Annotated in this window: 26 protein-coding genes; 8 read left to right on the top strand and 18 right to left on the bottom strand. The window is 58.6% G+C overall.

What is annotated here, in order from left to right:
• The first annotated feature begins 5 nt into the window (after positions 1 to 5).
• Positions 6 to 494 carry a transcription/translation regulatory transformer protein RfaH gene (gene rfaH / locus C1N60_RS18725; RefSeq protein WP_394521183.1) on the top strand — a complete coding sequence of 163 codons (489 nt, stop codon included), beginning with the start codon at positions 6 to 8 and terminating at the stop codon, positions 492 to 494.
• Here rfaH and tatD read toward each other — a convergent pair.
• The 10 genes from tatD to udp form a co-directional block, all read right to left on the bottom strand.
• Entirely contained in the window at positions 491 to 1,273 is a 783-nt protein-coding gene (tatD, locus tag C1N60_RS18730; protein WP_058758125.1) for a 3'-5' ssDNA/RNA exonuclease TatD, read from the bottom strand. The two genes, rfaH and tatD, sit on opposite strands and share 4 nt — an antisense overlap.
• 107 nt (positions 1,274 to 1,380) lie before the next feature.
• Positions 1,381 to 2,142 carry a Sec-independent protein translocase subunit TatC gene (gene tatC / locus C1N60_RS18735; RefSeq protein WP_021506945.1) on the bottom strand — a complete coding sequence of 254 codons (762 nt, stop codon included), beginning with the start codon at positions 2,140 to 2,142 and terminating at the stop codon, positions 1,381 to 1,383.
• A gap of 2 nt (positions 2,143 to 2,144) precedes the next feature.
• The gene (gene tatB / locus C1N60_RS18740; protein WP_127833538.1) at positions 2,145 to 2,654 is read right to left on the bottom strand and encodes a Sec-independent protein translocase protein TatB; all 510 of its coding nucleotides are present in this window, start codon (positions 2,652 to 2,654) and stop codon (positions 2,145 to 2,147) included.
• A 9-nt stretch (positions 2,655 to 2,663) separates the two neighbouring features.
• Entirely contained in the window at positions 2,664 to 2,906 is a 243-nt protein-coding gene (tatA, locus tag C1N60_RS18745; RefSeq protein WP_010618194.1) for a Sec-independent protein translocase subunit TatA, read from the bottom strand.
• A gap of 110 nt (positions 2,907 to 3,016) precedes the next feature.
• A complete protein-coding gene (gene ubiB, locus C1N60_RS18750; protein ID WP_021506947.1) occupies positions 3,017 to 4,654 on the bottom strand; it encodes a ubiquinone biosynthesis regulatory protein kinase UbiB in 1,638 nt (545 codons plus the stop codon).
• Positions 4,651 to 5,256, bottom strand: a complete 606-nt coding sequence (locus C1N60_RS18755) for a ubiquinone biosynthesis protein UbiJ (protein ID WP_058758122.1) — start codon at positions 5,254 to 5,256, stop codon at positions 4,651 to 4,653. Before C1N60_RS18755 ends, ubiB begins: the two co-directional genes overlap by 4 nt.
• Positions 5,257 to 5,262: 6 nt before the next feature.
• Positions 5,263 to 6,021, bottom strand: coding sequence for a bifunctional demethylmenaquinone methyltransferase/2-methoxy-6-polyprenyl-1,4-benzoquinol methylase UbiE (gene ubiE / locus C1N60_RS18760; protein ID WP_125310335.1), 759 nt, complete (start codon positions 6,019 to 6,021; stop codon positions 5,263 to 5,265).
• A gap of 75 nt (positions 6,022 to 6,096) precedes the next feature.
• Positions 6,097 to 7,608 carry a DNA recombination protein RmuC gene (gene rmuC / locus C1N60_RS18765; protein WP_021506950.1) on the bottom strand — a complete coding sequence of 504 codons (1,512 nt, stop codon included), beginning with the start codon at positions 7,606 to 7,608 and terminating at the stop codon, positions 6,097 to 6,099.
• A gap of 117 nt (positions 7,609 to 7,725) precedes the next feature.
• The gene (locus C1N60_RS18770; RefSeq protein ID WP_031279608.1) at positions 7,726 to 8,997 is read right to left on the bottom strand and encodes a tetratricopeptide repeat protein; all 1,272 of its coding nucleotides are present in this window, start codon (positions 8,995 to 8,997) and stop codon (positions 7,726 to 7,728) included.
• Positions 8,998 to 9,097: 100 nt separating this feature from the next.
• The gene (udp, locus tag C1N60_RS18775) at positions 9,098 to 9,859 is read right to left on the bottom strand and encodes a uridine phosphorylase (protein WP_021506952.1); all 762 of its coding nucleotides are present in this window, start codon (positions 9,857 to 9,859) and stop codon (positions 9,098 to 9,100) included.
• Positions 9,860 to 10,160: 301 nt separating this feature from the next.
• On the opposite strand from udp, the gene C1N60_RS18780 reads away from it, so the two are divergent.
• Positions 10,161 to 11,000, top strand: coding sequence for a dienelactone hydrolase family protein (locus C1N60_RS18780; protein WP_021506953.1), 840 nt, complete (start codon positions 10,161 to 10,163; stop codon positions 10,998 to 11,000).
• A 53-nt stretch (positions 11,001 to 11,053) separates the two neighbouring features.
• Here C1N60_RS18780 and metE read toward each other — a convergent pair whose 3' ends face one another.
• Positions 11,054 to 13,324 (bottom strand): 5-methyltetrahydropteroyltriglutamate--homocysteine S-methyltransferase, encoded by a 2,271-nt coding sequence (metE, locus tag C1N60_RS18785; RefSeq protein WP_394521184.1) that lies wholly within the window; start codon positions 13,322 to 13,324, stop codon positions 11,054 to 11,056.
• Positions 13,325 to 13,550: 226 nt separating this feature from the next.
• Between metE and metR the strand changes: the two genes are divergently transcribed.
• Entirely contained in the window at positions 13,551 to 14,483 is a 933-nt protein-coding gene (gene metR, locus C1N60_RS18790) for an HTH-type transcriptional regulator MetR (protein ID WP_021506955.1), read from the top strand.
• Positions 14,484 to 14,573: 90 nt separating this feature from the next.
• Entirely contained in the window at positions 14,574 to 15,056 is a 483-nt protein-coding gene (locus C1N60_RS18795) for a YehS family protein (RefSeq protein ID WP_021506956.1), read from the top strand.
• Here C1N60_RS18795 and C1N60_RS18800 read toward each other — a convergent pair.
• Complete coding sequence (locus C1N60_RS18800; protein ID WP_088516577.1) at positions 15,053 to 15,931, bottom strand: carboxylate/amino acid/amine transporter; 879 nt, start codon at positions 15,929 to 15,931, stop codon at positions 15,053 to 15,055. The two genes, C1N60_RS18795 and C1N60_RS18800, sit on opposite strands and share 4 nt — an antisense overlap.
• 404 nt (positions 15,932 to 16,335) lie before the next feature.
• Here C1N60_RS18800 and glpT point away from each other — a divergent pair, with 404 nt between their 5' ends.
• Positions 16,336 to 17,676: a glycerol-3-phosphate transporter gene (gene glpT, locus C1N60_RS18805; protein ID WP_021506959.1), complete on the top strand. Its 1,341-nt coding sequence runs from the start codon at positions 16,336 to 16,338 to the stop codon at positions 17,674 to 17,676.
• Between the two features lie 34 nt (positions 17,677 to 17,710).
• Here the strand turns inward: glpT and yigL are convergent, their stop codons facing one another.
• Both yigL and pldB read right to left on the bottom strand, forming a co-directional pair.
• Positions 17,711 to 18,511, bottom strand: a complete 801-nt coding sequence (gene yigL / locus C1N60_RS18810; protein WP_058758117.1) for a sugar/pyridoxal phosphate phosphatase YigL — start codon at positions 18,509 to 18,511, stop codon at positions 17,711 to 17,713.
• Positions 18,512 to 18,543: 32 nt separating this feature from the next.
• Positions 18,544 to 19,539, bottom strand: coding sequence for a lysophospholipase L2 (pldB, locus tag C1N60_RS18815; protein ID WP_394521185.1), 996 nt, complete (start codon positions 19,537 to 19,539; stop codon positions 18,544 to 18,546).
• Positions 19,540 to 19,642: 103 nt separating this feature from the next.
• On the opposite strand from pldB, the gene rhtB reads away from it, so the two are divergent.
• Positions 19,643 to 20,266 (top strand): homoserine/homoserine lactone efflux protein, encoded by a 624-nt coding sequence (gene rhtB, locus C1N60_RS18820; RefSeq protein WP_021506962.1) that lies wholly within the window; start codon positions 19,643 to 19,645, stop codon positions 20,264 to 20,266.
• Positions 20,267 to 20,347: 81 nt separating this feature from the next.
• Here rhtB and rhtC read toward each other — a convergent pair whose 3' ends face one another.
• From rhtC to pldA, 3 genes are read right to left on the bottom strand one after another with little or no spacing between them, the layout of a single operon-like run.
• The gene (gene rhtC / locus C1N60_RS18825; RefSeq protein ID WP_021506963.1) at positions 20,348 to 20,971 is read right to left on the bottom strand and encodes a threonine export protein RhtC; all 624 of its coding nucleotides are present in this window, start codon (positions 20,969 to 20,971) and stop codon (positions 20,348 to 20,350) included.
• A gap of 12 nt (positions 20,972 to 20,983) precedes the next feature.
• Entirely contained in the window at positions 20,984 to 22,807 is a 1,824-nt protein-coding gene (gene recQ / locus C1N60_RS18830; protein ID WP_058758115.1) for an ATP-dependent DNA helicase RecQ, read from the bottom strand.
• A 20-nt stretch (positions 22,808 to 22,827) separates the two neighbouring features.
• A complete protein-coding gene (pldA, locus tag C1N60_RS18835) occupies positions 22,828 to 23,706 on the bottom strand; it encodes a phospholipase A (RefSeq protein WP_021506965.1) in 879 nt (292 codons plus the stop codon).
• A 164-nt stretch (positions 23,707 to 23,870) separates the two neighbouring features.
• On the opposite strand from pldA, the gene C1N60_RS18840 reads away from it, so the two are divergent.
• Together C1N60_RS18840 and rarD are read left to right on the top strand one after the other, a co-directional pair.
• Positions 23,871 to 24,341 carry a thioesterase family protein gene (locus tag C1N60_RS18840; RefSeq protein WP_031279610.1) on the top strand — a complete coding sequence of 157 codons (471 nt, stop codon included), beginning with the start codon at positions 23,871 to 23,873 and terminating at the stop codon, positions 24,339 to 24,341.
• A gap of 43 nt (positions 24,342 to 24,384) precedes the next feature.
• On the top strand, positions 24,385 to 25,284 hold the full coding sequence (rarD, locus tag C1N60_RS18845) for an EamA family transporter RarD (protein ID WP_021506967.1): 900 nt from the start codon (positions 24,385 to 24,387) through the stop codon (positions 25,282 to 25,284).
• Here rarD and C1N60_RS18850 read toward each other — a convergent pair.
• Positions 25,255 to 26,307, bottom strand: a complete 1,053-nt coding sequence (locus tag C1N60_RS18850) for an AbrB family transcriptional regulator (RefSeq protein ID WP_058775517.1) — start codon at positions 26,305 to 26,307, stop codon at positions 25,255 to 25,257. The genes rarD and C1N60_RS18850 overlap by 30 nt on opposite strands.
• Between the last annotated feature and the right edge of the window lie 75 nt (positions 26,308 to 26,382).

A 26,382-nucleotide genomic window follows, 5' to 3' on the forward strand; every position in this document is an offset into this window, starting at 1 on the left:
CAGTTATGGAATCCTGGTACTTACTCTATTGCAAACGTGGTCAGCTGTTGCGCGCGAAGGAGCATCTTGAGCGGCAGGAGGTGAATTGCCTCAGCCCGATGATCGCTCTGGAGAAGATTGTGCGCGGCAAACGCACCACCGTGAGTGAGCCGCTGTTTCCCAACTATCTGTTTATCGAATTCGATCCGGAAGCGATTCACACCACCACCATCAGCAGCACGCGCGGCGTCAGCCACTTTGTGCGCTTTGGTGCCATGCCCGCGACGGTGCCGTATGAAGTGATCGAAGCGCTGCAAACCGATGCGCCGCAGATCCTGCTGGATCCGGAAACGCCGCAGGTCGGTGATGAAGTGCTGATCACCGACGGCACCTTTGAAGGGCTGCGCGCTATTTTTGCCGAGCCCGATGGTGAAACCCGCTCAATCCTGCTGCTTAACCTGCTGAATAAACAGGTGATGCGCAGCGTGGACAACAAGCAGTTCCGTAAGATTTAAGCCAGCCTGAATAGCTGACGTGCGTTGTGGTCGACGCGTGCCGCCAGTGCGTCTGGCTGTTCACCACGCCAGTGCGCCACCTGCTGAACGATATGCGGCAGAAAGCAGGGTTCGTTACGGCGCGAGGTCGGACGCGGACGCATATCGCGCGGCAGCAGATAGGGCGCGTCCGTCTCCAGCAGCAGACGATCTGCCGGAATCAGCGGCAGCATGTCACGCAGTGCCATTCCGCGCCGTTCATCGCACACCCAGCCGGTAATGCCCACCGATAAACCCAGCGCCAGGCAGGCTTCCAGCTCGTCACGCGTGCCGGTAAAACAGTGCACCACCGCGCCCACCAGTTTCGGCAGCCACGGCTGCAGCACCGCCAGAAAACGTTCATGCGCCTCACGACAGTGTAAAAACACCGGCAGCTGCAGTTCCGCCGCCAGCTGGAGCTGCGCATCAAACGCGTACTCCTGCTGCTCGTGCGCGGAAAGGTTCCGGTTGAAGTCGAGTCCGCATTCACCAATCGCCACTACCTGCTCGCTGTCAGCCAGGCGGCGCAGCGTACTGGCGGTTTCCGCTGACCACTCGCTGGCATGATGCGGGTGCACGCCGGCGGTCGACCAGCAGTAGCCCGCATGCCGGGTCGCCAGCTGACGCGCCTGCTGGCTCTCCAGGGCATTGGTGCCGGTGATTAACAGGCCGGTGACGCCTGCTTCGCGCGCGCGTTTTACCACCTGATCGCGATCTTTTGCGAATTGCGTGCTGGTCAGGTTTACACCGATATCAAACATGTTTGCTCCCCATTCCGTCTTCAAGCGACGGATAGAAAAACCGCCCGGCAGTCGGGCGGTTAAGATTCATCATCACCCCATCAGCGGGATGCCCTGCATAAAAGACATCAGGCGTCGGGGTTCTGTTCCTCATCGTCTGCCGCCTGACGTCCTTTACCCACATAGTAGCGGGAGAAGAATACGCCGACTTCAAACAGGCAGTACATCGGAATAGCGAGCAAAGTTTGCGAGAAAACGTCCGGCGGTGTGAGCAACATCCCAACCACGAACGCGCCGACCAGAATATACGGCCGTTTCTTTTTCAGATCGTCCGGGCTGGTAATGCCGGTCCAGCACAGCAGCACGATGGCAATCGGCACCTCAAACGCCACGCCAAACGCCATGAACAGCGTCATGACAAAGTCGAGGTAGTTAGTGATGTCCGTGGCGATGGTGACGCCCTGCGGCGCGGTTTTGGCGAAGAAGCCAAATGCCAGCGGGAACACAATGAAGTAGGCAAAGGCCACGCCGACATAAAACAGCAGCGTACTGGAGAACAGCAGCGGCATCACCAGGCGGCGCTCATGGCGATACAGCGCGGGGGCGACAAACGCCCAGACCTGATAAAGAATCACCGGCACCGCAAGAAACACTGACACAATGATGGTCAGTTTGATCGGCGTAAAGAACGGTGAGGCCACGTCGGTGGCGATCATGCTGGCGCCGGCGGGCATCTGGCTAATCAGCGGCGCTGCCACCGCGTGATAGATGTCGTTGGCGAAGTAAACCAGACACAGGAAGATAACAAACACCGCGATGATGCAGTTCAGCAGACGCTTGCGCAGCTCAATCAGGTGGCTGATGAGCGGTTGGGTATCTTCAACGGCCATGTTTATCGTTCATCTTTTACGGGAGGAGTGGTCGCAGGCGCGACGGAATCGGTGTGGCTGGTGGCTGGTGCAGGCTGCGGCGCCTGCGCCGGGGCGCTGGCCTGATGTGCCGCGCTGGCCGGCGTCACGACGCTGTGCGGCTCTGCGGGCTGTGGCGCGGCAGCGGGCGGCTGATGAATGGTGTTGGCTTCATCTTCCGCTTTTTCGATATCGATGCTCTGCTGCACCGAGCGCTTCATGGAGTCCGCGGTTTTACGCAGCTCTTCCATGGATTGCTTCAGCTCCGGCGACAGCGTGCCGCGTCCTGCCTCTTCGACCTTTTTCAGGCTGTCCTGCAGCTCCTGCAGTTTCAGCTCCTGGGCCAGTTCGTTCTGCACATTAGCAGCCAGCGAGCGAATGGCCCGGATCCAGCCAACAACGGTTTTCACCGCAACCGGTAAGCGCTGCGGGCCCAGTACAATCAGCCCGATCACGAACACCAATACCAGTTCACTAAAACCAATATCGAACACAGTTTTACCTTACTTGTCCCGGGCGTCGTCTTTGCTCGCCGGGGTGTGCTGTTTGTCTGCCAGTTTGGCGTTGAAGTCAGCGTCCTGCTCTTTCGGTTGATCCTTTTTCTCGTCTTCATCGCTCATGGCTTTTTTGAAGCCGCGAATGGAAGAGCCTAAATCCGAACCCAGGTTACGAAGCTTATTGGTACCGAACAGAAGTACAACAATGACGGCAATGATTAACAATTGCCAAATACTGATACCGCCCATGAGATATGCCTCTAATATTCTGTGAAAAACGGTTAACTGTAACGCACAGAAAGTCCGTTTTTACCCGGACTTAAGCCTGCGACATTACGCGATTTGCACCAGGCAGACAATCAGTTTGTCTTGCGCCAGCCGATGAGCCAGGTGACGATGCCGGCGGCCATTAACAGCGCCGGGAAGAAGTCCCAGTCAGGCCGGCTCAACAGCACGGCGGTGCCACTTAATAACAGTGTAGCCCCGACGCCAAACAGATAACGTGCCTGATGATGACGGGTGCGCTGCGCGTTCAAATCGGTGACGAGTTTATCGACACTGTGCTGCAATAACTTGTGCTGGCGCATACTGTCGTAAAAAAGCTCCGGCAGCTCCGGCAGTTTCTCCGCCCAGAACGGCGCCTTCTCTTTCACCGCCCGCAGGATGGCCGGAATGCCAATCTGATCCTTAATCCAGTCCTCCAGGAACGGCTTGGCGGTTTTCCACAGATCGAGCTGCGGATAGAGCTGACGGCCGATGCCCTCGATGTACAGCAGGGTTTTCTGCAACAGCACCAGCTGCGGCTGCACTTCCATATTGAAACGGCGCGCGGTGTTGAACAGATTGAGCAGCACGTGACCAAAGGAGATTTCCGCCAGCGGCTTTTCGAAAATCGGCTCGCACACGGTACGGATCGCGAACTCAAAATCTTCCACGTTGGTATCCGGCGGTACCCAGCCCGAGTCGACGTGCAGCTCGGCCACTTTGCGGTAGTCGCGGTTGAAGAAGGCGATGAAATTTTCCGCCAGGTAGCGCTTATCTTCTTTGTTCAGCGAGCCAACGATGCCGCAGTCAATGCCGATATACTGCGGATCTTCCGGATGCTCGTAGCTGACGAAGATGTTGCCGGGATGCATATCGGCGTGGAAGAAGCTGTCGCGGAACACCTGGGTGAAGAACACCTGTACGCCGCGTTCGGCCAGCAGCTTCATGTTGACGCCGTGCTGCTCCAGCGTGGCAACGTCGGAGATAGGAATGCCGTAAATGCGCTCCATTACCAGCATGGTTTCGCTGCAGTAGTCGGAGAACACTTCCGGCACGTACAGCATGCGGCTCTGGTCGAAGTTGCGGCGCAGCTGAATCGCATTGGCAGCTTCACGCAGCAGATTGAGTTCATCAATCAGCGTTTTTTCGTAGTCGCGCACCACTTCCATCGGACGCAGACGGCGACCGTCCGGCAGCAGACGTGGCACCCAGCGCGCCAGGCGGTAAATCAGCTTCATGTCAGCTTTGATCACCGGCAGGATATCCGGGCGAATCACTTTGATCACCACTTCGCGGCCGTTGGATTTCAGCGTCGCGGTATGCACCTGGGCAATCGAAGCCGATGCCAGCGGTTTGATATCGAAGTCGTCGAACCAGGTTTCCACCGGGCCGCCAATCGAACGCTCAATCTGCGCCTTGGCTTTCACGCCGTCGAACGGCGCCACGCGGTCCTGCAAAATCGCCAGCTCATCGGCAATTTTCGGCGGGAACAGGTCGCGGCGCGTCGAGAGCATCTGACCGAACTTGATCCAAACCGGACCGAGTTGCTCCATGGCCAGACGCAGACGGATGCCCATCTCGGCTTCTTTGTGCCGGTTGGGGATCCAGAAAACACAGCGCCGCCACAGCCGCAGCGGCAGCGTGATGCGCATATGCGGAATCAGTTCATCCAGCCCGTAGGTCAGAAAAACTTTGATAATGAAGTATAAGCGCCGAATTTCTCCCAGCGTCATTTCGCCTCCAGCTGTGCCAAACGCGCCTCAAACGCATTAAGCGCACGTTCCATCGCTTCTACCTCCTCACAAAACCACGCCTGCTCCAGCGCCCCCGGTGCCACGCGCCACTCTTCGGTCAGCACCTGCCCCAGATAATCCTGACGGCGGGTGACCTGCTGTCTGAGCTGGGCCAGCGCACGCTGAGCGGCCTGGCTGATGCCCTGTGCCGCGATGTCGCCCACCCACGGCGCGAGATATTCGGCCGGATCGAGTTCAGCCAGATCCATCAGCGCGGAGAATTGCTGTACCACCTGCAGATCGCCTTCCACGTCCAGCTCACCGCTGCGAATCAGGCTGGTCAGCTGCTGACGATCGCGCAGCTTAGGCAGCGTGCTGAAACGCAGGCTGACGCTGCAGTCGCTGCGGTCCTGCCAGTCACTCAGCACATCCAGCTGGTTTTCACTGAACACCAGCACCAGCGGAAAATCCAGCTCCTGCAGGCGCAGCAGCAGGACTTTGCCGGCCAGACGCTGGCGTGCGGTTTTCAGGCTGCGATCGCGGTACAACACACGGTTCAGGGCGGTCTCAAGACCGCCGGTGATGAGAGGGGTAAAAGTCATGATTAATCAGAACTTAAAGCCACGATGCAGCGCCACAATGCCGCCGGTCATGTTGTAGTAGCTGGTATTTTCAAAGCCAGCGTCGTTCATCATCGCCTTCAGGGTTTCCTGATCCGGATGCATACGAATCGACTCCGCCAGATAGCGATAGCTCTCCGCGTCTTTTGCCACCAGCTGGCCGATGCGCGGCAGAATGTGGAAAGAGTAAGTGTCGTAGGCTTTGCTCAGCGGCTCGAAAACCGGTTTAGAGAACTCCAGCACCAGCAGACGGCCGCCCGGCTTGAGCACGCGGAACATCGACGCCAGCGCCTTCTCTTTTTCGGTCACGTTACGCAGGCCGAAGGAGATGGTGATGCAGTCGAAATAGTTATCCGGGAACGGCAGCGCTTCTGCGTTAGCCTGCACGTAGCTGACGTTGCCGGTTACGCCGAGGTTGCGCAGCTTTTCGCGTCCCATCTTCAGCATTGAGCTGTTGATGTCCGCCAGCACCACCTGACCGGTTTCACCGACCAGGCGCGAGAATTTTGCCGTCAGATCGCCGGTACCGCCGGCCAGATCCAGGACGCGCTGACCGCGGCGCACGCCGCTGCTGTCGATGGTAAAACGCTTCCAGACGCGATGGATGCCGAACGACATCAGATCGTTCATCAGGTCATATTTCGCCGCGACGGAGTGAAACACGTCCGCGACTTTATCGGCCTTTTCACTTTTGGCGACGGTCTGAAAGCCAAAATGGGTAGTTTCCTGCTGTGATTCATCTGCCATCGGTTTTACCTGTTCCACAAACAATACTTCCCGAAGTGTATCAGAGTCGGGCGATCCGAGCACGCCACCGGCGTGTTATTCGTTGATGCGGCGCAGGGAAGCGGCGGAAGAATCTGCCGCATTTTCAGCGGGCTCGCTGTCATCGGCCCATGTATCATCCGCCGCGTCGGGCTGCGCCTGCTCTGCCAGTTGCGGGTTGATGGGCCGTTTGATCTCTACGCCAAGCGCACGAAACGACTCGCTCTGGGCGATCAGGTTGCCGCGCCCCTGTGCCAGCTTTTTCATCGCCAGCTGATAACTCTGCTGCGCTTTGTCGAGGCTATGCCCGATGCCGCTCATGTCATCGACAAACAGCCGCATCTTGTCGTACAAGCGCGCAGCACGGTCGGCGATGCGCTGGGCATTACGGCTCTGATGCTCATAGCGCCACAGATTATTAATGGTGCGCAGCGCCACCAGCAGCGTGGTCGGGCTGACCAGCATAATGTTTTGCTGCAGCGCTTCGCTGATCAGCTCCGGCTGGCGGTCGATCGCCAGCAGAAACGCCGGTTCGACCGGAATAAACATCAGCACATAATCCAGCGAGCGTAAACCGGGCAATTGTTGATAATCTTTACGCCCCAGCAGCCGGATATGGCCACGCACCGCGTTGATGTGCTCCTGAATCGCCTGTTCGCGCGTCAGCTCATCGTCGGCGTTGAAGTAGCGCTCGTAGGCAATCAGCGTCATTTTGGCGTCAATCACCACATCTTTACCCTGCGGCAGACGCACAATCACATCCGGTTGCATACGGCCCTGCTGCTCCAGCTGCACGCTGACCTGAGTCTGATACTCGTAGCCTTCGCGCAGGCCTGAGGCCTCCAGCACCCGGCTGAGCACCACTTCGCCCCAGTTGCCCTGAATTTTATTGTCGCCCTTCAGCGCTTTGGTGAGGTTGATCGCTTCCTGCGCCATCTGCGCGTTGAGCTGCTGCAACTGGCGAATTTCGTGCGCCAGCGTGTGGCGTTCACGCGCTTCCTGGCCGAAGCTGTCGTTGACCTGGCGGCGGAAGCCGTCCAGCTGTTCGCGCAACGGGCCGATCAGGCTGTTGAGGCTCTGCCGGTTCTGCTCGTCGACGCGTTTTCCGCTGTTTTCGAAGATTCGGTTGGCGAGATTTTCAAACTGCGCACTCAGGCGCTGTTCGCTGTTGGTCAGCAGACGCTGCTTCTCCTCAGCTGCGAAACGCGTCTCTTCTAATCGAATGGTGACTTCCCGTAGTTCGGCTTCCTGCGCGCTGTTAACTTCCAGCTGATTACGCAGCTCGCGGCTGAGCTGTTCACTCTCGGCCCGCCAGTAATCCAGCTGCTGCAGGCGCTCCTGCGCGCCGCTAAGCGTGCCGTGAAGCTGGCGCAGCTCCTGTTCGCGCTGCTGCAGTTGCTGTTGCAGCTGTTCCAGCTGCTGCTGCTGACGCTGCTGCGCCTGTTCCAGCAGGCGGCGTTCAGTGGTGAAGCTGGCGTGCTGATGGCCGGCGCGCAGCTGGGCAATAATCCAGCCAATGCCCAAACCGGCCAGCGCCAGCGCGCCGCTGATGATAAGTTGCTGATCCATAATCCCCCCGCGGATCGTCTCGCTGAGGAGAAGGTAGAGCGCCACTGTATGAATGTCCAGAACATTCATGGCAACCCGCGGATTTTATCGCGGGCGCGATGGGCACCGTCCGGGCAACTACAGGGCGCGTACGGTCAGGTCGCCGGCTTTCCAGGCGTCAATCAGGAAAAACGGCATCGGCAGCACCCATTCGCTGTCGCTTTTCACCTTCGCCGGATAGCACCAGCTGTTGCCGCCGTAAGTCAGCTCCACCTGCTGCTGGCCATTTTCGGCGTTGGCCACTTTGCCGGCCATGCTGGCGAAACCGGCATTGCTGCCGACGTGGAAGCTGTCGGTCTGCCAGCGAATCGGCGCATGCGCCGGCCACGGCTGCGCGTGGTGGAAGTGAAAGATATCGTCGTGATTGAGGATGCTGTCGCGCACCGTTGGCCACAGCGCTACCTTGAGGAAGTACTGGTCGGTAAAGCGCTCGCTGCCGTCATACTGCGCGATAAAGTCGCGCATCTGCTGTTCCACGTTGTGAAACACGCCGTGACAGCCGCCCCACATGCCGGCCAGTAACAGCTCGGTGTGCGAGTAATAATCGCGCATGTGGTGGAACCAGAATGGCGAAGCCAGCCAGGCATCGACGGCCGCCACTTCGCGCTCTGACAGCAGCGAATCCGCATCGCGCACGATGTAGCGTTTTACGCTGGCATCGTCCATCACCAGAAAGCGCCACAGCGTAGGGAAAATGGTTTTCTCCTGCGACATATCCACCAGCTGGGTGTTTGGCTGGGTCAGGCGCTGCCACACGTGCTGCGGCACGCTATCGTCGAGATAAATGCGACACATCCAGTCCGGATAGAGCTCGCGCGCCACCTCAACGTTTTTAATCAGGGTTTCACAGTAGCGCGGCTGGCCGCCGTACAGGCTGAAGGAGATGATATTTTCTGCCGGATTGCTGCGGTTAATCGGCGCAGGTGCCGGTGCGGGAAAAGTCGCTTTCGCGCCCTGACTGAAACGCATGTCGGATTGGGTGAGCGATTCCAGGCCATAACGCGCCACTTCATCTGTCTTATCCAGCCAGCCACACACTTCCGTCAGGCCATCCAGCCAGGTTTCCGACGCCTGCGCGCGCTGCGCCGCCGGTGCCTGATAGATTTTCTGGTAAATCTTGTAGGATTTTTTATGTTCGCCGACGCGCATCAGCGTCAGCGCGTAGTCGCTGAGCACCTGCATCTGGTTAGGCATGACGCGCAGCACTTCTTCGCAGCACTGGCGCGCCAGAGGATAATCTGACGCGGCCATTGCCTGACGAAAGCGCGCGGCGGCACTCTCAACGCGGGCCTGCATTGCAGCAGGGCGGCTGGTAAAACCCGGACGTGGGACAGAGATCGTTTTGCGCATAGGAAATTTCTCAGAATCGGCTGAAATTGCGCGCATTCTAATCAGGCAATTGCTGAGCTCCCTATAAGCCTGGTCTCGAAATCATTCCCTGACTGGCGCGCTAAAGTAAGCGACGCGCGGCATCCACCACAATTTTCACCGCATCGCTTTCTGTCTGCTTCATGGTGGCCGCATCCGGGATCTCTTTTTGCGTGCGATTCACGATGACGCCAGCCACCATGCCGGCACGCAGTCCCTGACTGGCGCACATGGTTAACAGTGTAGCGGATTCCATTTCATAGTTAAGTACGCCCATTTGCTGCCACTCTTTCATCGAGCCCTGGAAGCGGCTCACTACGCGTCCGGAGAAGGTGTCGTAGCGCTCCTGGCCAGGATAGAAGGTGTCTGACGAGGCAGTGACACCAATATGCGTGGTCGCACCGCAGGCTTCTGCCGCGGCCACCAGCGCGGTGGTGCAGGCGAAATCAGCCACCGCCGGGAATTCCATCGGCGCAAAGTGCAGGCTGGCACCGTCCAGACGGACCGAGGCGGTGGTCACCAGCACATCACCCACGTTGATGTGTGGCTGAATCGCGCCGGTGGTACCCACACGCAGGAAGGTACGCACGCCCAGCTGCGCCAGCTCTTCAACGGCGATAGAGGTGGACGGACCGCCGATGCCGGTGGAACAGACAACCACCGGTTTGCCGTCGATCTCCGCCAGCCAGGTGGTGAATTCACGATGCGACGCGAGGTGCTGTGGATTCTCCATCAGCGCCGCGATTTTCTTCACGCGCTCCGGATCGCCAGGAACAATCGCCAGCGTGGCTCCTTTCAAATCGGCTTTGGTGATGCCAAGGTGGAAAACGTCAGACTGGGCCATATCAGACTCCTGGAAGATAAGGGGGAATAAGCGCGCCACTTTACGTCAGCGGCCCGGATAAATATGTGACTGAATTCACTATCAATAATGAAAGTTACATTGAACTAAAGATATTGTGTGACTCTAATCACATATTAGCGGTCTGCTGCGCTGAATTGCTACAAGCGGTGCTGTGTAACCGTAAAAGGCAGTGTTAATAGAGAAGCAGATCAGGTTAACCATCCCTCGTACCCTACGCCAGCCTTGCCGTAAGGCCAGGCTATAGTTACGTGATTGCGCACTTGCTAGCACGGAGAGAACCATGAAAACCGAAGACAATATGGCACAAAAATCCGCCACCGACGGCTTTGCGCCAGCGGTGCAGCCCACCGCAGCCAGCACCATCATTACCGCCAGCGATGCCATTCACGCGGGCGAGACGTCCGTGCCGAGCCAGGGTGAGAACCTGCCGGCTTATTATGCTCGTCCGCAACAGTTTAGCGGCACGCTGCCGGTCGTGCTGGTGGTGCAGGAAATTTTCGGCGTGCACGAGCACATCCGCGATCTGTGCCGCCGTCTGGCACTGGAAGGCTATCTCGCCGTGGCGCCGGAGCTCTATTTCCGCGAAGGCGATCCCAACGATTACAACGATATCCCCACCCTGTTCAAAGAGCTGGTGAGCAAAGTGCCGGATTCGCAGGTACTGTCGGATCTCGACCACGTGGCCAACTGGGCGGCGCGCCACGGCGGCGATATCCGTCGTCTGGCGATCACCGGTTTCTGCTGGGGCGGTCGCATCAGCTGGCTGTTTGCCGCCCATAATCCGCAGGTGCGCGCCGCCGCCGCCTGGTACGGTCGCCTGGAGGGCGAGAAAACGCTGAAGCAGCAGAAACATCCAATTGATATTGCAGTGGATTTGAATGCACCGGTGCTGGGCCTGTATGGCGGCCAGGATGAAAGCATTCCACTGGAAAGTATCGATAAGATGCGCCAGGCCCTGCACGCGGCTAATGCCAAAGCCGAGATTGTGGTGTATCCGGAAGCTGGCCACGCCTTTAACGCCGACTATCGTCCGAGCTACCACGCCGATTCCGCACAGGATGGCTGGCAGCGCATGCTGGCGTGGTTTAAGCAGTATGGCGTCGCGCCGAACGCGGAATAAAAAAAGGGGCGCCAGCGCGCCCCAACTCAACAATACAACGTATTATCCTGCTATTAAACGGTTTCGGCGCGCAGCTTCTGCGCCGCTTTTACCATGTTGGCCAGCGCCTGACGCGTTTCACTCCAGCCGCGCGTTTTAAGGCCGCAGTCCGGATTCACCCACAGGCGCTGCTGCGGAATACTCTGCGCCGCTTTGCGCAGCAGATCTTCCATCCACTCCACGCTCGGTACGTTGGGTGAGTGGATGTCATACACGCCCGGCCCGATTTCATTGGGATATTCGAACGCTTTAAACGCATCCAGCAGATCCATATCAGAACGTGAGGTTTCGATAGTGATCACGTCGGCGTCCAGCGCGGCGATCGAATCCATGATGTCGTTGAACTCGCAATAACACATGTGGGTGTGAATCTGCGTCTCGTCCTGCGCCACCGCGGCGTTGAGGCGGAACGCGTCCACCGCCCAGCGCAGGTAGGCTGCCCAGTCAGACTGATGCAGCGGCAAGCCTTCACGCAGCGCCGGTTCGTCAATCTGAATGATGCCGATACCGGCTTTTTCCAGGTCCTGCACTTCGTCGCGCAGCGCCAGCGCAATCTGTTTTGCGATGGTTTCGCGCGTCACGTCTTCCCGCGGGAACGACCAGCACAGGATGGTGACCGGTCCGGTCAGCATGCCCTTCACCGGTTTGTCGGTCAGCGACTGCGCATACTTTGCCCACTCGACGGTAATCGGCTGCGGGCGGCTGACATCCCCGATGATCACCGGCGGCTTAACACAGCGCGAGCCGTAGCTCTGTACCCAGCCGTTCTGCGTGAAAACAAAGCCGTCGAGGTTTTCGCCGAAGTACTCCACCATGTCGTTACGCTCGGCTTCGCCATGCACCAGCACGTCGAGCCCCAGACGCTCCTGCTCCGCAATCGCCTGCCGGATGTGTTCCGCGATACCGGTGCGGTAGTGGCCGCCGTCAATGTTGCCTTTTTTGAAGTCAAGGCGCAGGCCGCGGATCTCGGTCGTCTGCGGGAAAGAACCGATGGTGGTGGTAGGCCACGCCGGCAGGTTAAAGCGCTGACGCTGCGCCTGAGCACGCACGGTGTAGCTGCTGTTGCGCTCAGTGTCTCTGGCCTGGATTTGCGCCAGACGCTGCGCCACGGCGGGGTTGTGCACGCGAGCAGAGTTTGCCCGGGCACGAATCGGCGCGCTCCAGGCGTGCAGCGCAGCGGCATCGCGCTGGTTCAGCGCCTGACTCAGCAGCGACAGCTCCGTACACTTCTGTAACGCAAAGGCGAACCAGCTTTTTACCTCATCGTCGAGGCGGGTTTCGACGCTCAGGTCAATGGGGCTGTGCAGTAGTGAACAGGAAGATCCAATCCACAGCTGCTGACGCTGGCCGATCAGCGGCTGCAGGCGCTCAAACCAGCGGGTGAGATCGGCGCGCCAGACATTTCGGCCATTGATCACCCCCAGCGACAGCAGCCAGTCCGCCGGGATCTGCTGGTTGAGCTGCTGGAGATCGTCTTTGCCGTGCACCAGGTCAACATGCAGGCCCTGCACCGGCAGCGTTTTGATGACATCAAGATTCTGACCGATGCTGTCAAAGTAGGTGGTCAGCAGCAGTTTCACTTCGCCCTGTAGCGCGTCGTACGCCGGTTTAAACGCCTCGCGCCACGCCTGCGGCAGTTCCAGCGCCAGCGCCGGCTCATCAATCTGCACCAATTCGATGCCGCGCTGACGCAGTTCAGCCAGCACCTGACGGTACACCGGCAGAATGGCCTGCAGCAGTGACAGACGGTCAAAGGCGTCACCTTTCACCTTACCCAGCCACAAATAGGTCACCGGCCCCAGCAGCACCGGTTTGATGGCGTGGCCGAGCGCCAGCGCTTCATCCACCTCGTCCAGCAGTTGCGTCCAGCTGAGACGGAACTGCTGACCCTGGGTAAATTCCGGCACGATGTAGTGATAGTTGGTGTTAAACCATTTGGTCATCTCTGCCGCCGCCGCAGGCTCACCGCTGGGCGCACGACCGCGGCCGATACGGAACAGGGTGTCGAGGTCAATCGAGCCGTCTTTATTCTGGTGCCGTGCCGGTACGTTACCGAGCAGCAGACTGGTGGTCAGTACGTGATCGTACCAGGCAAAATCGCCGACCGGCAGCAGATCAACACCGGCGTCTTTCTGCTGCTGCCAGTGACGGGCGCGCAGTTCACGACCCACCGCCAGCAGTTCGTCCTGTGAGCTGTTCCCGGCCCAGTAGCTTTCCTGCGCTTTTTTCAGTTCGCGGCGCAGTCCGACGCGAGGGAAACCGAGAGTATGGTTCAGAATGGTCATGTGAGATTCTCCAGAAGTTGTTCGCTGTGCGACAGTCGCAGCAACCGATTTACGTTCATCCAGCGGGCAATCCTGCCGTGCGCTGAGCGTGTTAGCTGGACAAAGGTAAAGTGGCCGTCGCGTCTGTCTGAGATGTTTAGCCGTCCAGATGTTTACACCGCTATAATCTGCGGGTACTGTATGTGTCTCAAGCGCAATTTGTTCAATCTCGATGTGAAGGACTCTCATGATCGAACTCAAACACCTGCGGACGCTGCAGGCGTTACGGCACACCGGCTCGCTGGCTGCCGCCGCCGCCCAGCTTCATCAGACGCAATCGGCGTTGTCTCACCAGTTCAGCGACCTGGAACAGCGGCTGGGCTTCCGGCTGTTCGTGCGTAAGAGCCAGCCGCTCCGTTTTACGCCGCAGGGAGAGATTCTGTTGCAGCTGGCGGAGCAGATTCTGCCGCAGATCCAGCAGGCGCTGCAGGCCTGTCATGAGCCGCATCAGACCACGTTGCGCATCGCTATCGAATGCCACAGCTGCATCCAGTGGCTGACGCCGGCCCTGAACAATTTCCGTCAGAGCTGGCCGCAGGTAGTGATGGACTTCAAATCCGGCGTGACCTTTGATCCGCAGCCGGCGCTGCAGCAGGGCGAACTGGACGTGGTGCTGACGTCCGATATTCTGCCGCGCAGCGGTTTGTTCTATGCGCCGATGTTTGATTTTGAGGTGCGGCTGGTGCTGGCGCCGGATCACCGTCTGGCGCAACTGGCTCACATCACGCCGGAAGATTTGGCCGATGAGGTGCTGATGATCTATCCGGTACAGCGTCAGCGGCTGGACGTGTGGCGTAACTTCTTACAGCCAGCCGGCGTCAGCCCGGCGCTGAAGAGCGTGGATAATACGCTGTTGCTGATCCAGATGGTGTCGGCCGGCATGGGCATTGCCGCGCTGCCGCACTGGGTGGTAGAGAGCTTTGAGCACCAGGGGCTGGTGGTGACACGCACGCTGGGCGACGGATTGTGGAGCCGTTTATACGCGGCGATGCGCGATGGCGAGCAGCGGCAGCCGGTGCTGGAGGCCTTTGTGCGCTTTGCCCGTCAGCACGCCTGCGAGCACCTGCCTTACGTGCGCGATGCCTCGCGCCCCGGCTCCCTGCAGCCGGTCTCGTCCTGATGCCGCGGGCGGCCAATGGCGCCCGTGCTGTTATCCCTGCCCTGCCTGCTCTATAATGCGCCGCCTTAACCGCTACCGGAGAGTTTCACCATGACCAATAATGATGTGCTGCGCAGCGTGCGCTATATGCTGGATTTGAGCGACAGCAAAGTGGTGGAGATTTTTGCGCTGGCGGGCAGTGAAGTACCGCGTGAAGATGTGCAGGCGTGGCTGAAGAAAGATGACGATGAGGCGTTTCGTAAACTGCCGGATGTGCTGATGGGCTACTTCCTCAACGGTCTGATTTTCTACCGTCGCGGCAAAAGCGAAGACGCGCCGGCCCCGTCGGTTGAGCGCCGCATGAATAATAATATCTTTCTCAAGAAGTTACGCATCGCCTTCGCGCTGAAAACCACCGATATCCCGGATATCTTACTGAAGGCTAACTTCAAGGTGTCACAGGCTGAAATCGGCGCGATTTTCCGCAACCCGGATCATAAAAATTATCGCGAGTGCGGTGACCAGATTCTGCGTAACTTCCTGAAAGGCTTAACGCTGATTCAGCGGCCATCGACACCCGCGAAAAAAAGCTAAGCGCCTGAACTGCCGCTTTTGGCCGTGTGTCCCAGTACCCAGCGTTTATGCACGTACAGGGACGCAAAAATCACTATCGCCCCGGCGATAAAGCTCGGCCAGTGCGGCTTCTCCTGCCAGATCGCCAAATTCACCAGTAATCCTGCCGGCACGTGCATGTTGTTCATAATGCCCAGCGTCCCGGCATCGACCTGGGTCGCGCCGTAGTTCCACATGAAGTAACCCAGCCCGGACGCGGCCACGCCCAGCCATACCAGCACACCCCACTGCAGCGTGGTGGTCGGCAGCTTATGCGGATTGCCCCAGATGCACCAGGCGATCACCGCGATCAGCACCGCGCCAAGATAGAACCACGAGAACGCGGTGTGCTGCGGCATTGGACGGACTTCCTGCAGGCGCTTATAGCCCACCATGCCAATCGCAAAGCAGATGTTAGCCGCCTGCACCAGCAGCAGTCCGAACCAGAAATCATCGCTGACTTTGTCGTAGCGGATAATGGCCGCACCGAGCACCGCCAGCAGGGCGCTAAAGGCATAGCCAATGCGCAGCGGGCGCTTGCTGAGCAGGTCATAAATCAGCGTGACATACAGCGGCGTCATCACCGTAAACAGCAGGAATTCCGGCACGCTGAGATAGAGATAAGCCTCAAAGCTGATCAGATACATGATGCCTAATTGCAGCATGCCCACCAGCATATAGAGCAGCAACGTTGAGGCGCGGTAACCGCGCCAGCGCAGAAACGGCAGAAAGACCAGCGCCGCCAGGCCTAAACGCATCAGCACCGAGAACCAGGTATCCACCTGCCCCGCCAGATACTCCCCGATTAAACTAAAAGAAAAAGCCCACAGAATGGTGGTAACGATCAGCAACAGCACGGTTATGTATCCTAAAGTTCAACACTGGCGCTAGTGTAAACAAACTACAGCGCGCTGGCGGGATAATCTGGTTGACATGTGATGAAATTAAACACGATCGCATCTTCCCTGCCCGGTCAGCAGGCACGCGTCCGCATGGCGGGTTGACCGACGGGCGGCGATTTTTATGAGGCAGCGCGCCGTTTTCTCTGACAGAAATGCGCGAAATCCAACATTTACTGGTTTATATCGCTCTTTATTGCCATAAAACTGTAACATATGTGTCACACGTCACAGTAACTGCGCGTAACCATCACTATTCTGTGCGCGAAATGGAAAGGTTGCTTTCTGTTCGCTGTCGTACTTTTTTTGCCCCAACCTGCTGGGAATCGATAACTATATTGCGCCCTTGGAGGGCCATTCTGATGTTGAGTATTTTTAAACCTGCACCACACCAGCCCCAGGTGGCGGATGATCGCGTCGATCCGCTCTATCGTCGTCTGCGCTGGCAGATCTTCTTCGGCATTTTCTTTGGCTACGCCGCCTATTATCTGGTGCGCAAAAACTTTGCGCTGGCGATGCCTTACCTGGTCGAACAGGGCTTTTCCCGCGGCGACCTTGGCTTTGCCCTCTCCGGCATCTCCATCGCCTACGGTTTTTCCAAATTCATCATGGGATCGGTCTCGGATCGCTCCAACCCGCGGGTATTTTTGCCCGCCGGCCTGATTCTCGCCGCCGCCGTGATGCTGGTGATGGGCTTCGTGCCGTGGGCAACCTCAAGCATCATGGTGATGTTCGTGCTGCTGTTTCTGTGTGGCTGGTTCCAGGGCATGGGCTGGCCACCGTGCGGACGCACCATGGTGCACTGGTGGTCGCAGAAAGAGCGCGGCGGCATTGTGTCGGTATGGAACTGCGCGCACAACGTGGGTGGCGGCATTCCTCCGCTGCTGTTTCTGCTCGGCATGGCGTGGTTTAACGACTGGAAAGCTGCGCTCTATATGCCGGCGTTTGGTGCCATCCTCGTCGCCATCATCGCTTTTGCGCTGATGCGCGATACGCCGCAGTCGTGTGGGCTGCCGCCGATTGAGGCATGGAAGAATGACTATCCGCCGGATTACAGCGAGAACCACGAACAGGAGCTGACGGCGAAGCAGATTTTCATGCAGTACGTGCTGCCGAATAAGCTGCTGTGGTACATCGCGCTGGCCAACGTATTCGTTTATCTGCTGCGCTACGGCATCCTCGACTGGTCACCGACCTATCTGAAAGAGGTGAAGCACTTCACGCTGGATAAATCCTCGTGGGCCTATTTCCTGTACGAATACGCCGGGATTCCGGGCACGCTGCTGTGCGGCTGGATGTCGGACAAGGTATTCCGCGGCAATCGCGGTGCCACCGGGGTGTTTTTCATGACGCTGGTGACCATCGCCACCATCATTTACTGGCTGAACCCGCCGGGCAATCCGGGCATAGATATGATCTGCATGATCGTCATTGGCTTCCTGATCTACGGTCCGGTGATGCTGATTGGTCTGCACGCGCTGGAGCTGGCACCGAAAAAAGCGGCCGGCACTGCGGCAGGCTTTACCGGTCTGTTCGGCTATCTCGGTGGATCGGTGGCGGCCAGTGCGATTGTCGGTTACACCGTGGATTTCTTCGGCTGGGACGGCGGTTTCTTAGTGATGATTGTCGGATCGGTGCTGGCGGTGGTGTTACTGCTGCTGACCATGGTCAGCGAGCATCGCCACAAGCAGCAGCAGGCATAATCTGAGCGGGCCGGTGAATACCGGCCCGTTTTATTCAGGCGAGGAATAATTTACGCAGCGTCTGCGGCACCGCGTCATCGGCGTTGCTGCCAATCACTTCCAGCGTCGGCAGGGTATCTTTCAGGCGCTGATGGGCGTTACGCATGATGCAGCCTTTGCCCGCCATACTCAGCATCTCGACATCGTTCATGCCGTCGCCAAACGCGATGCACTCTTTCAGCGAATAGCCAAGCTGTTTCGCCACCGCTTCCAGCGCGTGCCCTTTCGAGACGCCGCCAGCCATCACTTCCAGACAGGTGGGCAGCGAGAAACTGACGTTAACCCGGTCACCCCAGCGCGCTTCAATCGCCTGTTCCAGCGGAACCAGATGCTCCGGATCGTCGCAGGTGAAGAACACTTTGCTGATGCCGTCGGTGGCCAGCATGCCTGGCTGATACACCTGATAGGTGAACACCGATTCCTGGAAAAACTCCGCTTCCTGCGGATTATGGCGGCTGATGTGCCACTCATCGTCGCGGTAAACGTGCGTCAGGATTTTCTCATCGTGATACTTCAGGCCATACAACTCGCTGGCGATATCGCTGTCCAGATTGTGGCTGAACACCAGTTCGCCGTCGGCGTTATGCACGCGCGCGCCGTTTGAGGTGATCATATACGCCGGAATGCCGAGCTTATCGCGCATCTGACCGACGTCGATGTAGTGGCGTCCGGTGGCAAAGATAAAATGCACATCGCGCGCCACCAGTTCCTGTAGCGTGGTGCGGGCAAACGGCGTCAGACGATGTTGCGGAGAAAGCAGCGTGCCATCCAGGTCGGATGCAACGATGTGGTACATGTAGGCCTCTGGTATTGATGTCTAAGAATACATTAGTCACGGTGGCGCTGATAAAAGTCGACCACCGCATTGAGCGCTTCGGCGCGCATGGCGTCTGTTTCAAACAGGATCTCGTGACGCGCGCCCTGAATGATGTAAGGCGTGGTGCCTTCCACCGCATGTCCCCCTGCCGCCATGGCTTCACAGAACAGATCCTGCGCGCGGTTATCCACCACGTCGTCTTCACTGGCCTGCAGCAGCAGAATCGGTGTCGTAATCTGCGCCACCTGATTAAGGATATGGCGTCCGGCCTGAATCCCTTCCCGCACCCAGTGATAGGTGGGGCCGCCGACGCGAATCGCCGGATCGTCGGCATAAAAACGCAGATTGCGACGATAACGTTCGCGACTGTGCGTCAGCCGGTTAATGCCAAACGGGCTGGCGCGCCAGCGTCCGGTGCCCAGCGCGTAGCCGTCGCGCAGCGCGGGCAGCTTTTCCGCCCAGTCGAGAATGCGGTGCGCCAGAAACGGCGGCAGCGGCAGCACGATACCAAACATCGGCGCACAAAACACCGCCGCGTGGAAGGCCTGCGGCTGACGCGCCAGAAACAGCGCCACAATTGCGCCGCCCATCGAGTGCGCCAGCACGTAGCGCTGCTGATAGTGATGGCTGACGATCTCTTTCAGATACAGCGTTTCCAGATCGTCGACATAATCGCTGAACTCCACCACGTGACCGCGATGCGAATCGGCCAGCAGCCGGTCTGAACGCCCCTGACCGCGATGGTCGATAATCACCACATCGTAGCCGCAGTGGAACAGGTCATAGGCCAGCTCGGGGTATTTGATGTAGCTTTCAATGCGTCCGGGCACAATCAGGATGACACGCCGGTGTTGCGGTGAGGTGAAGCGCACATAGCGAATGGTCAGATTGCCCACGCCGCTGAATTCACACTCTTCACGCTGACGCCAGAAGTCGAGCAGCGGACCGGTAGCAAAGGCTGAAAAAGCGTGCTCACGTCCGAGCCAACTCTGTTTATGCTGCTGCATCCGTCCCCCTGAAAAAACGTCAAACGCGGCTCTGCACTTAATAGCGCAGCGCGATTTTCTGGCGTATTGTGTCACACTTCACTCTCTTCAGGGAATGTCACCCATGACCATTGAATGGTGGTTAACCTACCTGTTAACCACGACCATCCTCAGCCTCTCGCCCGGTTCCGGCGCGATCAACACCATGAGCACCGGCATCAGCCACGGCTATCGCGGTGCGGCAGCCTCAATTACCGGATTACAGCTGGGTCTCGCCGTGCATATTGTGCTGGTGGGCGCCGGTCTGGGCGCGCTGTTTTCGCAGTCGGTGCTGGCGTTTGAGGTACTGAAATGGGCGGGCGCGGCCTATCTGGTGTGGCTTGGCATTCAACAGTGGCGCTCAGCGGGCGGAATCGATCTCAATGCGGTGGCCAAAGCGATGCCGCGTCGTCGTCTGTTTCAGCGCGCGCTGCTGGTGAATCTCACCAATCCGAAGAGCATTGTGTTTCTCGCCGCGCTGTTTCCGCAGTTTATCGTGCCGCACCAGCCGCAGCTGATGCAGTATCTGGTGCTCGGCGTGACCACCATCGTGGTCGACATCATTGTGATGATTGGTTACGCCACGCTGGCGACGCGCATTGCCGGCTGGATCAAAGGTCCGAAGCAGATGAAGCTGCTGAACCGGGTGTTTGGTGGCTTGTTTATGGCGGTCGGCGCACTGCTGGCCAGCGCACGTAAAATGGCGTAACGATTTGCACTGATCGTAGCGGCACGCTTTATCGCGCCCAGTTGAAACGCGCAATAAATTGCGCCGCTACGGTTCGGGATGTTATCGGGAGATGATGAGGTGAATACCAAATCCGGCAAACAGCACGCCCGCCATACCGTCCACCCACTTCGCCATCCGCTGATACTTATCGCGCATCCACGGCAGGGCAAAAATCGCCGCCACCAGGGTAAACCAGGCAAAGGTTTCACCGACGATCAGCAGGAACAGGCCCCAGCGCTCAATCGCGCCCACATCGTTGCCCACGAACAATGAAAACACACTGCCGAAGTAGATGATGGCTTTCGGGTTAGACAGGTTGGTGAGAAACCCTTTGAGGAAGCTCATACCACGCTTTGGCAGCTCAACCACCGGCGCTTCCGTATGAGGTTGCTTGTGACGCTGACGCGCCGAGCGCAGCAGCTGCCAGCCCATCCACAGCAGATACAGACCGCCACCGACCATAATGATTTCATGCAGCCACGCCATTTTTTCCAGAATCAGATGCAGGCCCATCAGCGCGACGCCGGCCCAAATCACAATCCCCAGCGTAATGCCGAGCACGCCCATCATCGCCTCTTTGCGCGAGCGGCTGGCGGCGGTCTGTGAGACAAAAAAGAAGTCCGGTCCCGGACTCATCAGCGCAACCAGATGCACCAGCGCGACGGTGGCAAATAACATCAGCATGGTTTATTTCCCTTATTCTTCATCAAGATGTTCTTTGATCATCAGCAGGAACGGCTTACCGAAGCGCTCCAGTTTGCGATGACCGACCCCGTTCACGCTCAGCATCTCTGAAGCGCTGACCGGCATTTGTTCTGCCATTTCAATCAGCGTGGCGTCGTTAAACACCACGTAAGGCGGAATATTCTCTTCGTCGGCGATGGCTTTACGCAGCTTACGCAGCTTGGCGAACAGCTTGCGATCGTAATTGCCGCCGTAGACTTTTGGCGCGCTGCTGCGGCTTTTCACCGTCACGGTGCGCGGTACCGCCAGCATCAGCGGCACTTCAGCACGCAGCACCGGGCGCGCGGCCTCGGTGAGCTGCAGCGCCGAGTGCATGGCGATGTTTTGCGTCACCATGCCCAGATGGATCAGCTGGCGCAGCACGCTGACCCAGTGCTCCTGACTCTGCTCGCGCCCGAGGCCGTACACCGGCAGTTTGTCGTGGCCGTTATCGCGGATGCGCTGGTTGGTTGAGCCGCGCAAAACTTCAACAATATAGCTCATCCCAAAACGCTGCCCGGTACGATAAATGCCCGACAGCGCTTTTTGCGCTTCGACCAGGCCGTCATAGCGACGCGGCGGATCGAGGCAGATATCGCAGTTGCCGCACGGCTGCTGGCGACCTTCACCAAAATAGTTAAGCAGCACCAGACGACGGCAGGTTTGCGCCTCGGCAAACGCGCCCATGGCGTTGAGTTTGTGGCGTTCAATATCCTGCAGCGGCCCTGGCGCTTTCTCTTCCAGACACTTACGCAGCCACGCCATGTCGGCCGGGTCGTACAGCATCATCGCTTCCGCCGGCAGACCATCACGCCCGGCGCGGCCGGTCTCCTGATAGTAGGATTCGATATTGCGCGGAATGTCGAAGTGCACCACAAAACGCACGTTGGGCTTGTTGATGCCCATGCCGAACGCCACGGTCGCGACCACGATTTGCAAATCGTCACGCTGAAAGGCTTCCTGCACGCGTGCGCGCTGCTCGCTGTCAATGCCGGCATGATAAGCGCCAACGCTGATACCGCGACTCTGCAGACGCGCAGCGGTGTCTTCCACTTTGGCGCGGCTGTTACAGTAGATGATGCCGCTTTTGCCGCGCTGATCCTGCACATAGCGCAGCAGCTGCTCGGTGGGCTTGAACTTCTCCACCAGCGTGTAGCGAATGTTGGGACGGTCAAAACTGCTGATCTGAATCAGCGGATCGTGCATCTGCAGCAGATGCACGATGTCGTTACGCGTGGCTTCATCGGCGGTGGCGGTCAGCGCCATCACCGGCAGCTGCGGAATGCGCTGGCGCAGCTGACCGAGCGCGCCATATTCCGGACGGAAATCGTGGCCCCACTGCGAAATACAGTGCGCTTCATCGACGGCCAGCATCACCGGATTCCAGTGCTGCAGGGTGTCGAGGAAGTTATCCATCATCAGACGTTCCGGCGCGATGTACAGCAGCCGCAGTTTGCCGCTGCGGCAGTCCGCAAACACCTGCTGCTGCTGCTCACGCGTCTGCGTCGAGTTAAGGCACGCCGCCGCCACGCCGTTCGCCAGCAGCTGATCGACCTGATCTTTCATCAGTGAAATCAGCGGCGAAACCACCAGCGTCAGCCCTTCGCGCACCAGCGCCGGGATTTGATAGCACAGCGATTTGCCGCCGCCGGTCGGCATCACCACCAGGCAGTCGCGCCCTGACAGCGCGGTTTCGATGATGGTTTGCTGACCCGGACGGAACTGCTGATAGCCGAAGGTATCCTGTAATACCTGCTGCGCCAGCATTTCCTGATTAAGCACTGCCGATGTTGCCACGGTAATCCTGTTTTGACTGGTTAGAACAGATCGTTAAGCGTTACGCCGACGCCAAGACGCGTCTGGCGATGGTTATAGTCAATAAGGGATTCACCATAACCGCTGAACAGCTGCGTGTAAAAGCGCACGTGTTCAGAAATCGGATAGCTCCACGCGAAGGTGGCACCGCCGTAGCCGCTATTCCAGTTGTAGTTGCCTTCCACGCTGAAAATGCTGTCGCCGAGCATATAGCCCAGCTTCGCGCGGTAGTAGCCCATGTATTTGGTGATGTCCGGGTTATCGTCGTTGCTGGCACTTTCCGGCAGACGATACCAGGGTTTGATTTCCGCCAGGAAGTTGCCATTCTCCGCCATCAGACGGGCGTAAGCGCGGTTCCAGCTGCGTGACGTGGGATCGCTGCGGCCATTTGACTGATGATTCAGACCCAGCTCGACGTCGCGTAATGTCCAGCCGCCCAGCGAATAGTCGGTGGCCCAGCCGAGAAAAATCTGCGGCTCATAGTTGGTTTCACGAAACGGTGATGAAGCCCCCCGGTTCGACAGCTGCCACCAGGAGCGCTGAGTATACGACGCGGCCAGCACCGAGTTGTCACCCAAAATGCCGCGCCACAGCGGAAACGCCAGGCTGAGCTGGAATTTTACTTCATCCTTTTTCGCTTTGTCTGCCCAGTTGTAAGAGGAAATCGCCTCTTTATTCATGTCGCTGGTGTAGGTGTAAAGCAGATAGTTATTTTCATAGGGATAAAGCACGAATGGGTTATCGTGTTTTTCCAGCAGGTTAGCGATAATACTGCCCTTCACTGCTGGTGCGTCATGAACCTCTTTCACGGTGGCTTCATCGGCCTGCGCCAGCGCAGGAACCATAAATGCCGCGGCCAGCAAGGCGTACTGCTTACGCATAGAATTCTCCAGAGCGCTGCAAAAGTTATCGTCGGGCGACGGTTCAAAAAGCACGCCATTCTACACGCAAACCCGGTGGTTGATTAGCGCGGATTTCTGAAACTGGAAAGCGGCGCGAACGCGGCATAATATACACAATTCTTTAACATCTTAAGGCAGGAAAAATGTCATCCCCGATGCTGACACAGCAGGAAGCGCGCCGGCTGATTGGCGAAATTTTTGTCTATCACATGCCGTTTAATCAGGCACTGGGCCTTGAGCTGGATCGCCTTGAAGCCGATTACGCCGAACTCGGCTTTGCCAATAAAACCATGCTGGTGGGTAACGCCGCGCAGCAGATTCTGCACGGTGGCGTGATTGCCTCAGTGCTGGATGTTGCCGCCGGGCTGGTGTGCGTCAGCCATGCGCTGTCGCGCCAGCAGAGCATCAGCGAAGAGGAGCTGCGTCAGCGCCTGTCACGCATGGGCACCATTGATATGCGCGTCGACTACCTGCGCCCGGGACGCGGCGAGCGCTTTGTCGCCACCAGCAGCCTGCTGCGCGCCGGGAATAAAGTCGCGGTTGCGCGCGTCGAATTGCACAATCAGCAGGGCGATTACATCGCCACTGCGACTGCGACCTATCTTATTGGTTAACTTCGTGCGGCCTGCCACACTCGCCGCTTTTCTGGAATAGATGATGGATACGCAACAAACGCGTCAGGGCATTTTTTATGCGCTGGGCGCTTACTTTATCTGGGGCATCGCACCGGCCTATTTCAAGCTGGTCAAAGAAGTGCCACCGACGGAAATTATGACCCACCGTGTGATTTGGTCGGCCCTGTTTATGCTGGGGCTGATTACCCTGAGCCGCAGCTGGCGTCAGGTACGCAGCGTGCTGGCCCAGCCGAAAAAAGTGCTGCTGCTGGCGCTGACCGCACTGACTATCGGCGGCAACTGGCTGCTGTTTATCTGGGCGGTGAATAATCAGCATATGCTGGAGGCCAGCCTCGGCTACTTTATCAACCCACTGATTAACGTGGTGTTTGGCATGCTGTTTCTGCGTGAGCGCTTCCGCCGTCTGCAGTGGCTGGCGGTGCTGCTGGCGGCCACCGGCGTGCTGGTGCAGCTGTGGCAGTTCGGTTCGCTGCCGGTCATCGGCCTCGGCCTGGCGCTGAGCTTCGCGCTGTACGGGCTGGTGCGCAAGAAGATTCAGGTTGATGCACAGAGCGGTATGCTGATTGAAACCGCGTGGCTGTTCCCGCTGGCGGCCATCTATCTGTTTGGCTTTGCCGACAGCGCCACCAGCCACCTCAGCGCCAATCCGCTCAGCCTGAATCTCAAGCTGATCGCCGCCGGCATCATTACCACCATTCCGCTGATGCTGTTCGCCGCCGCCTGCGCGCGCCTGCGCCTGTCGACGGTCGGTTTCTTTCAATATCTGGGGCCGACGCTGATGTTCCTGCTGGCGGTGCTGTTTTACGGTGAGAGCCTGACGCCGGATAAAATGGTGACCTTCGGCTTCATCTGGCTGGCGCTGGCGATCTTCATTCTGGACGCGCTGCTGTTTTCAGCCCGCACGCGCGTGCGCATAGCGTGAGATAAAACGGGCCATCGCCGGGCCGGTGAGCAGAATGGTAAACAGACGCAGCGTCTGCAGCGCCATGACAAACGCGATATCGACCCGGCTGCCAGCAGCAATAATCGCCACCGTATCCAGCCCGCCCGGGCTGGTTGCCAGATAAGCGGTCATCAGATCGACGTGCAGCACGCGCGTCAGCATCCACGCCAGCCCCCCGCACAGCAGCATCAGGCCGATAATCGAGGCGATCATTTGCGGTAGCGTGCGCAGCGCCAGCAAAAAGATCGGCCGGGTAAAGCGCAGGCCAACGCTCCAGCCGATCAGCGCATAGGCCAGTGCCAGCAGCCACTCCGGCACCTGCAGCGTCGCGACACCTGTTCCGTGCAGCGTGGCACCCATCAGCGCTGGCAGCAGCAGCGCGCCGGACGGGATACGCAGTTTCTGCCCCAGCCACGCGCCCGCCACCATCACCAGCAGCGTCAGCACGAAGCCACTGTGCAGCGGCGGCAGCCAGACAATGTGGGCAGCAGCACCGCTGCTGCCGAGGCCGATGCGAGCCACCACGGCCGCGGCGGTAGCAACAAACAGTACGCGCAGATATTGCATAAACGCCACCAGCCGCACGTCGGCGCCGAAATCGCCCGCCATCGCCACCATTGCGGACGCGCCGCCCGGCGACGATCCCCACGCGCCGGTCGGTCCCGGCAGCGAGCTAAAGCGCACCAGCAGAAAACCGGACAGCCCGCTGGCCGCCAGCGTCAGCAGCAGCACCGCCAGCACCACCGGCCAGTCATCGAGCAGCGGTGAGAGGATCGCAGGCGACAGGCTCTGGCCGATCATGCAGCCCAGCACCGCCTGTGCCAGCACGAACAGCCGTTTGTCGATGCGCACGGTTGCGCCGCTCAGACCCATAATGGTACCGACAATCATCGGACCGAGCAGCAGTGCAGCCGGCAGGTGCAACAGCTGCAACAGGCAGCCCAGCACCAGCGAAGCCGTCAGCAGCAGCGCCCACTGCTGCCGCAAAGAGAAACGCGCCATAAGGTGGAAATCAGAAAGTGAGTTGAGGCAACAGGTTAGCAGATTAGCGCTGGCGCGTCAGGGGTAAGGACACGG

It is taken from the genome of Pantoea sp. SGAir0184, assembly GCF_043544755.1.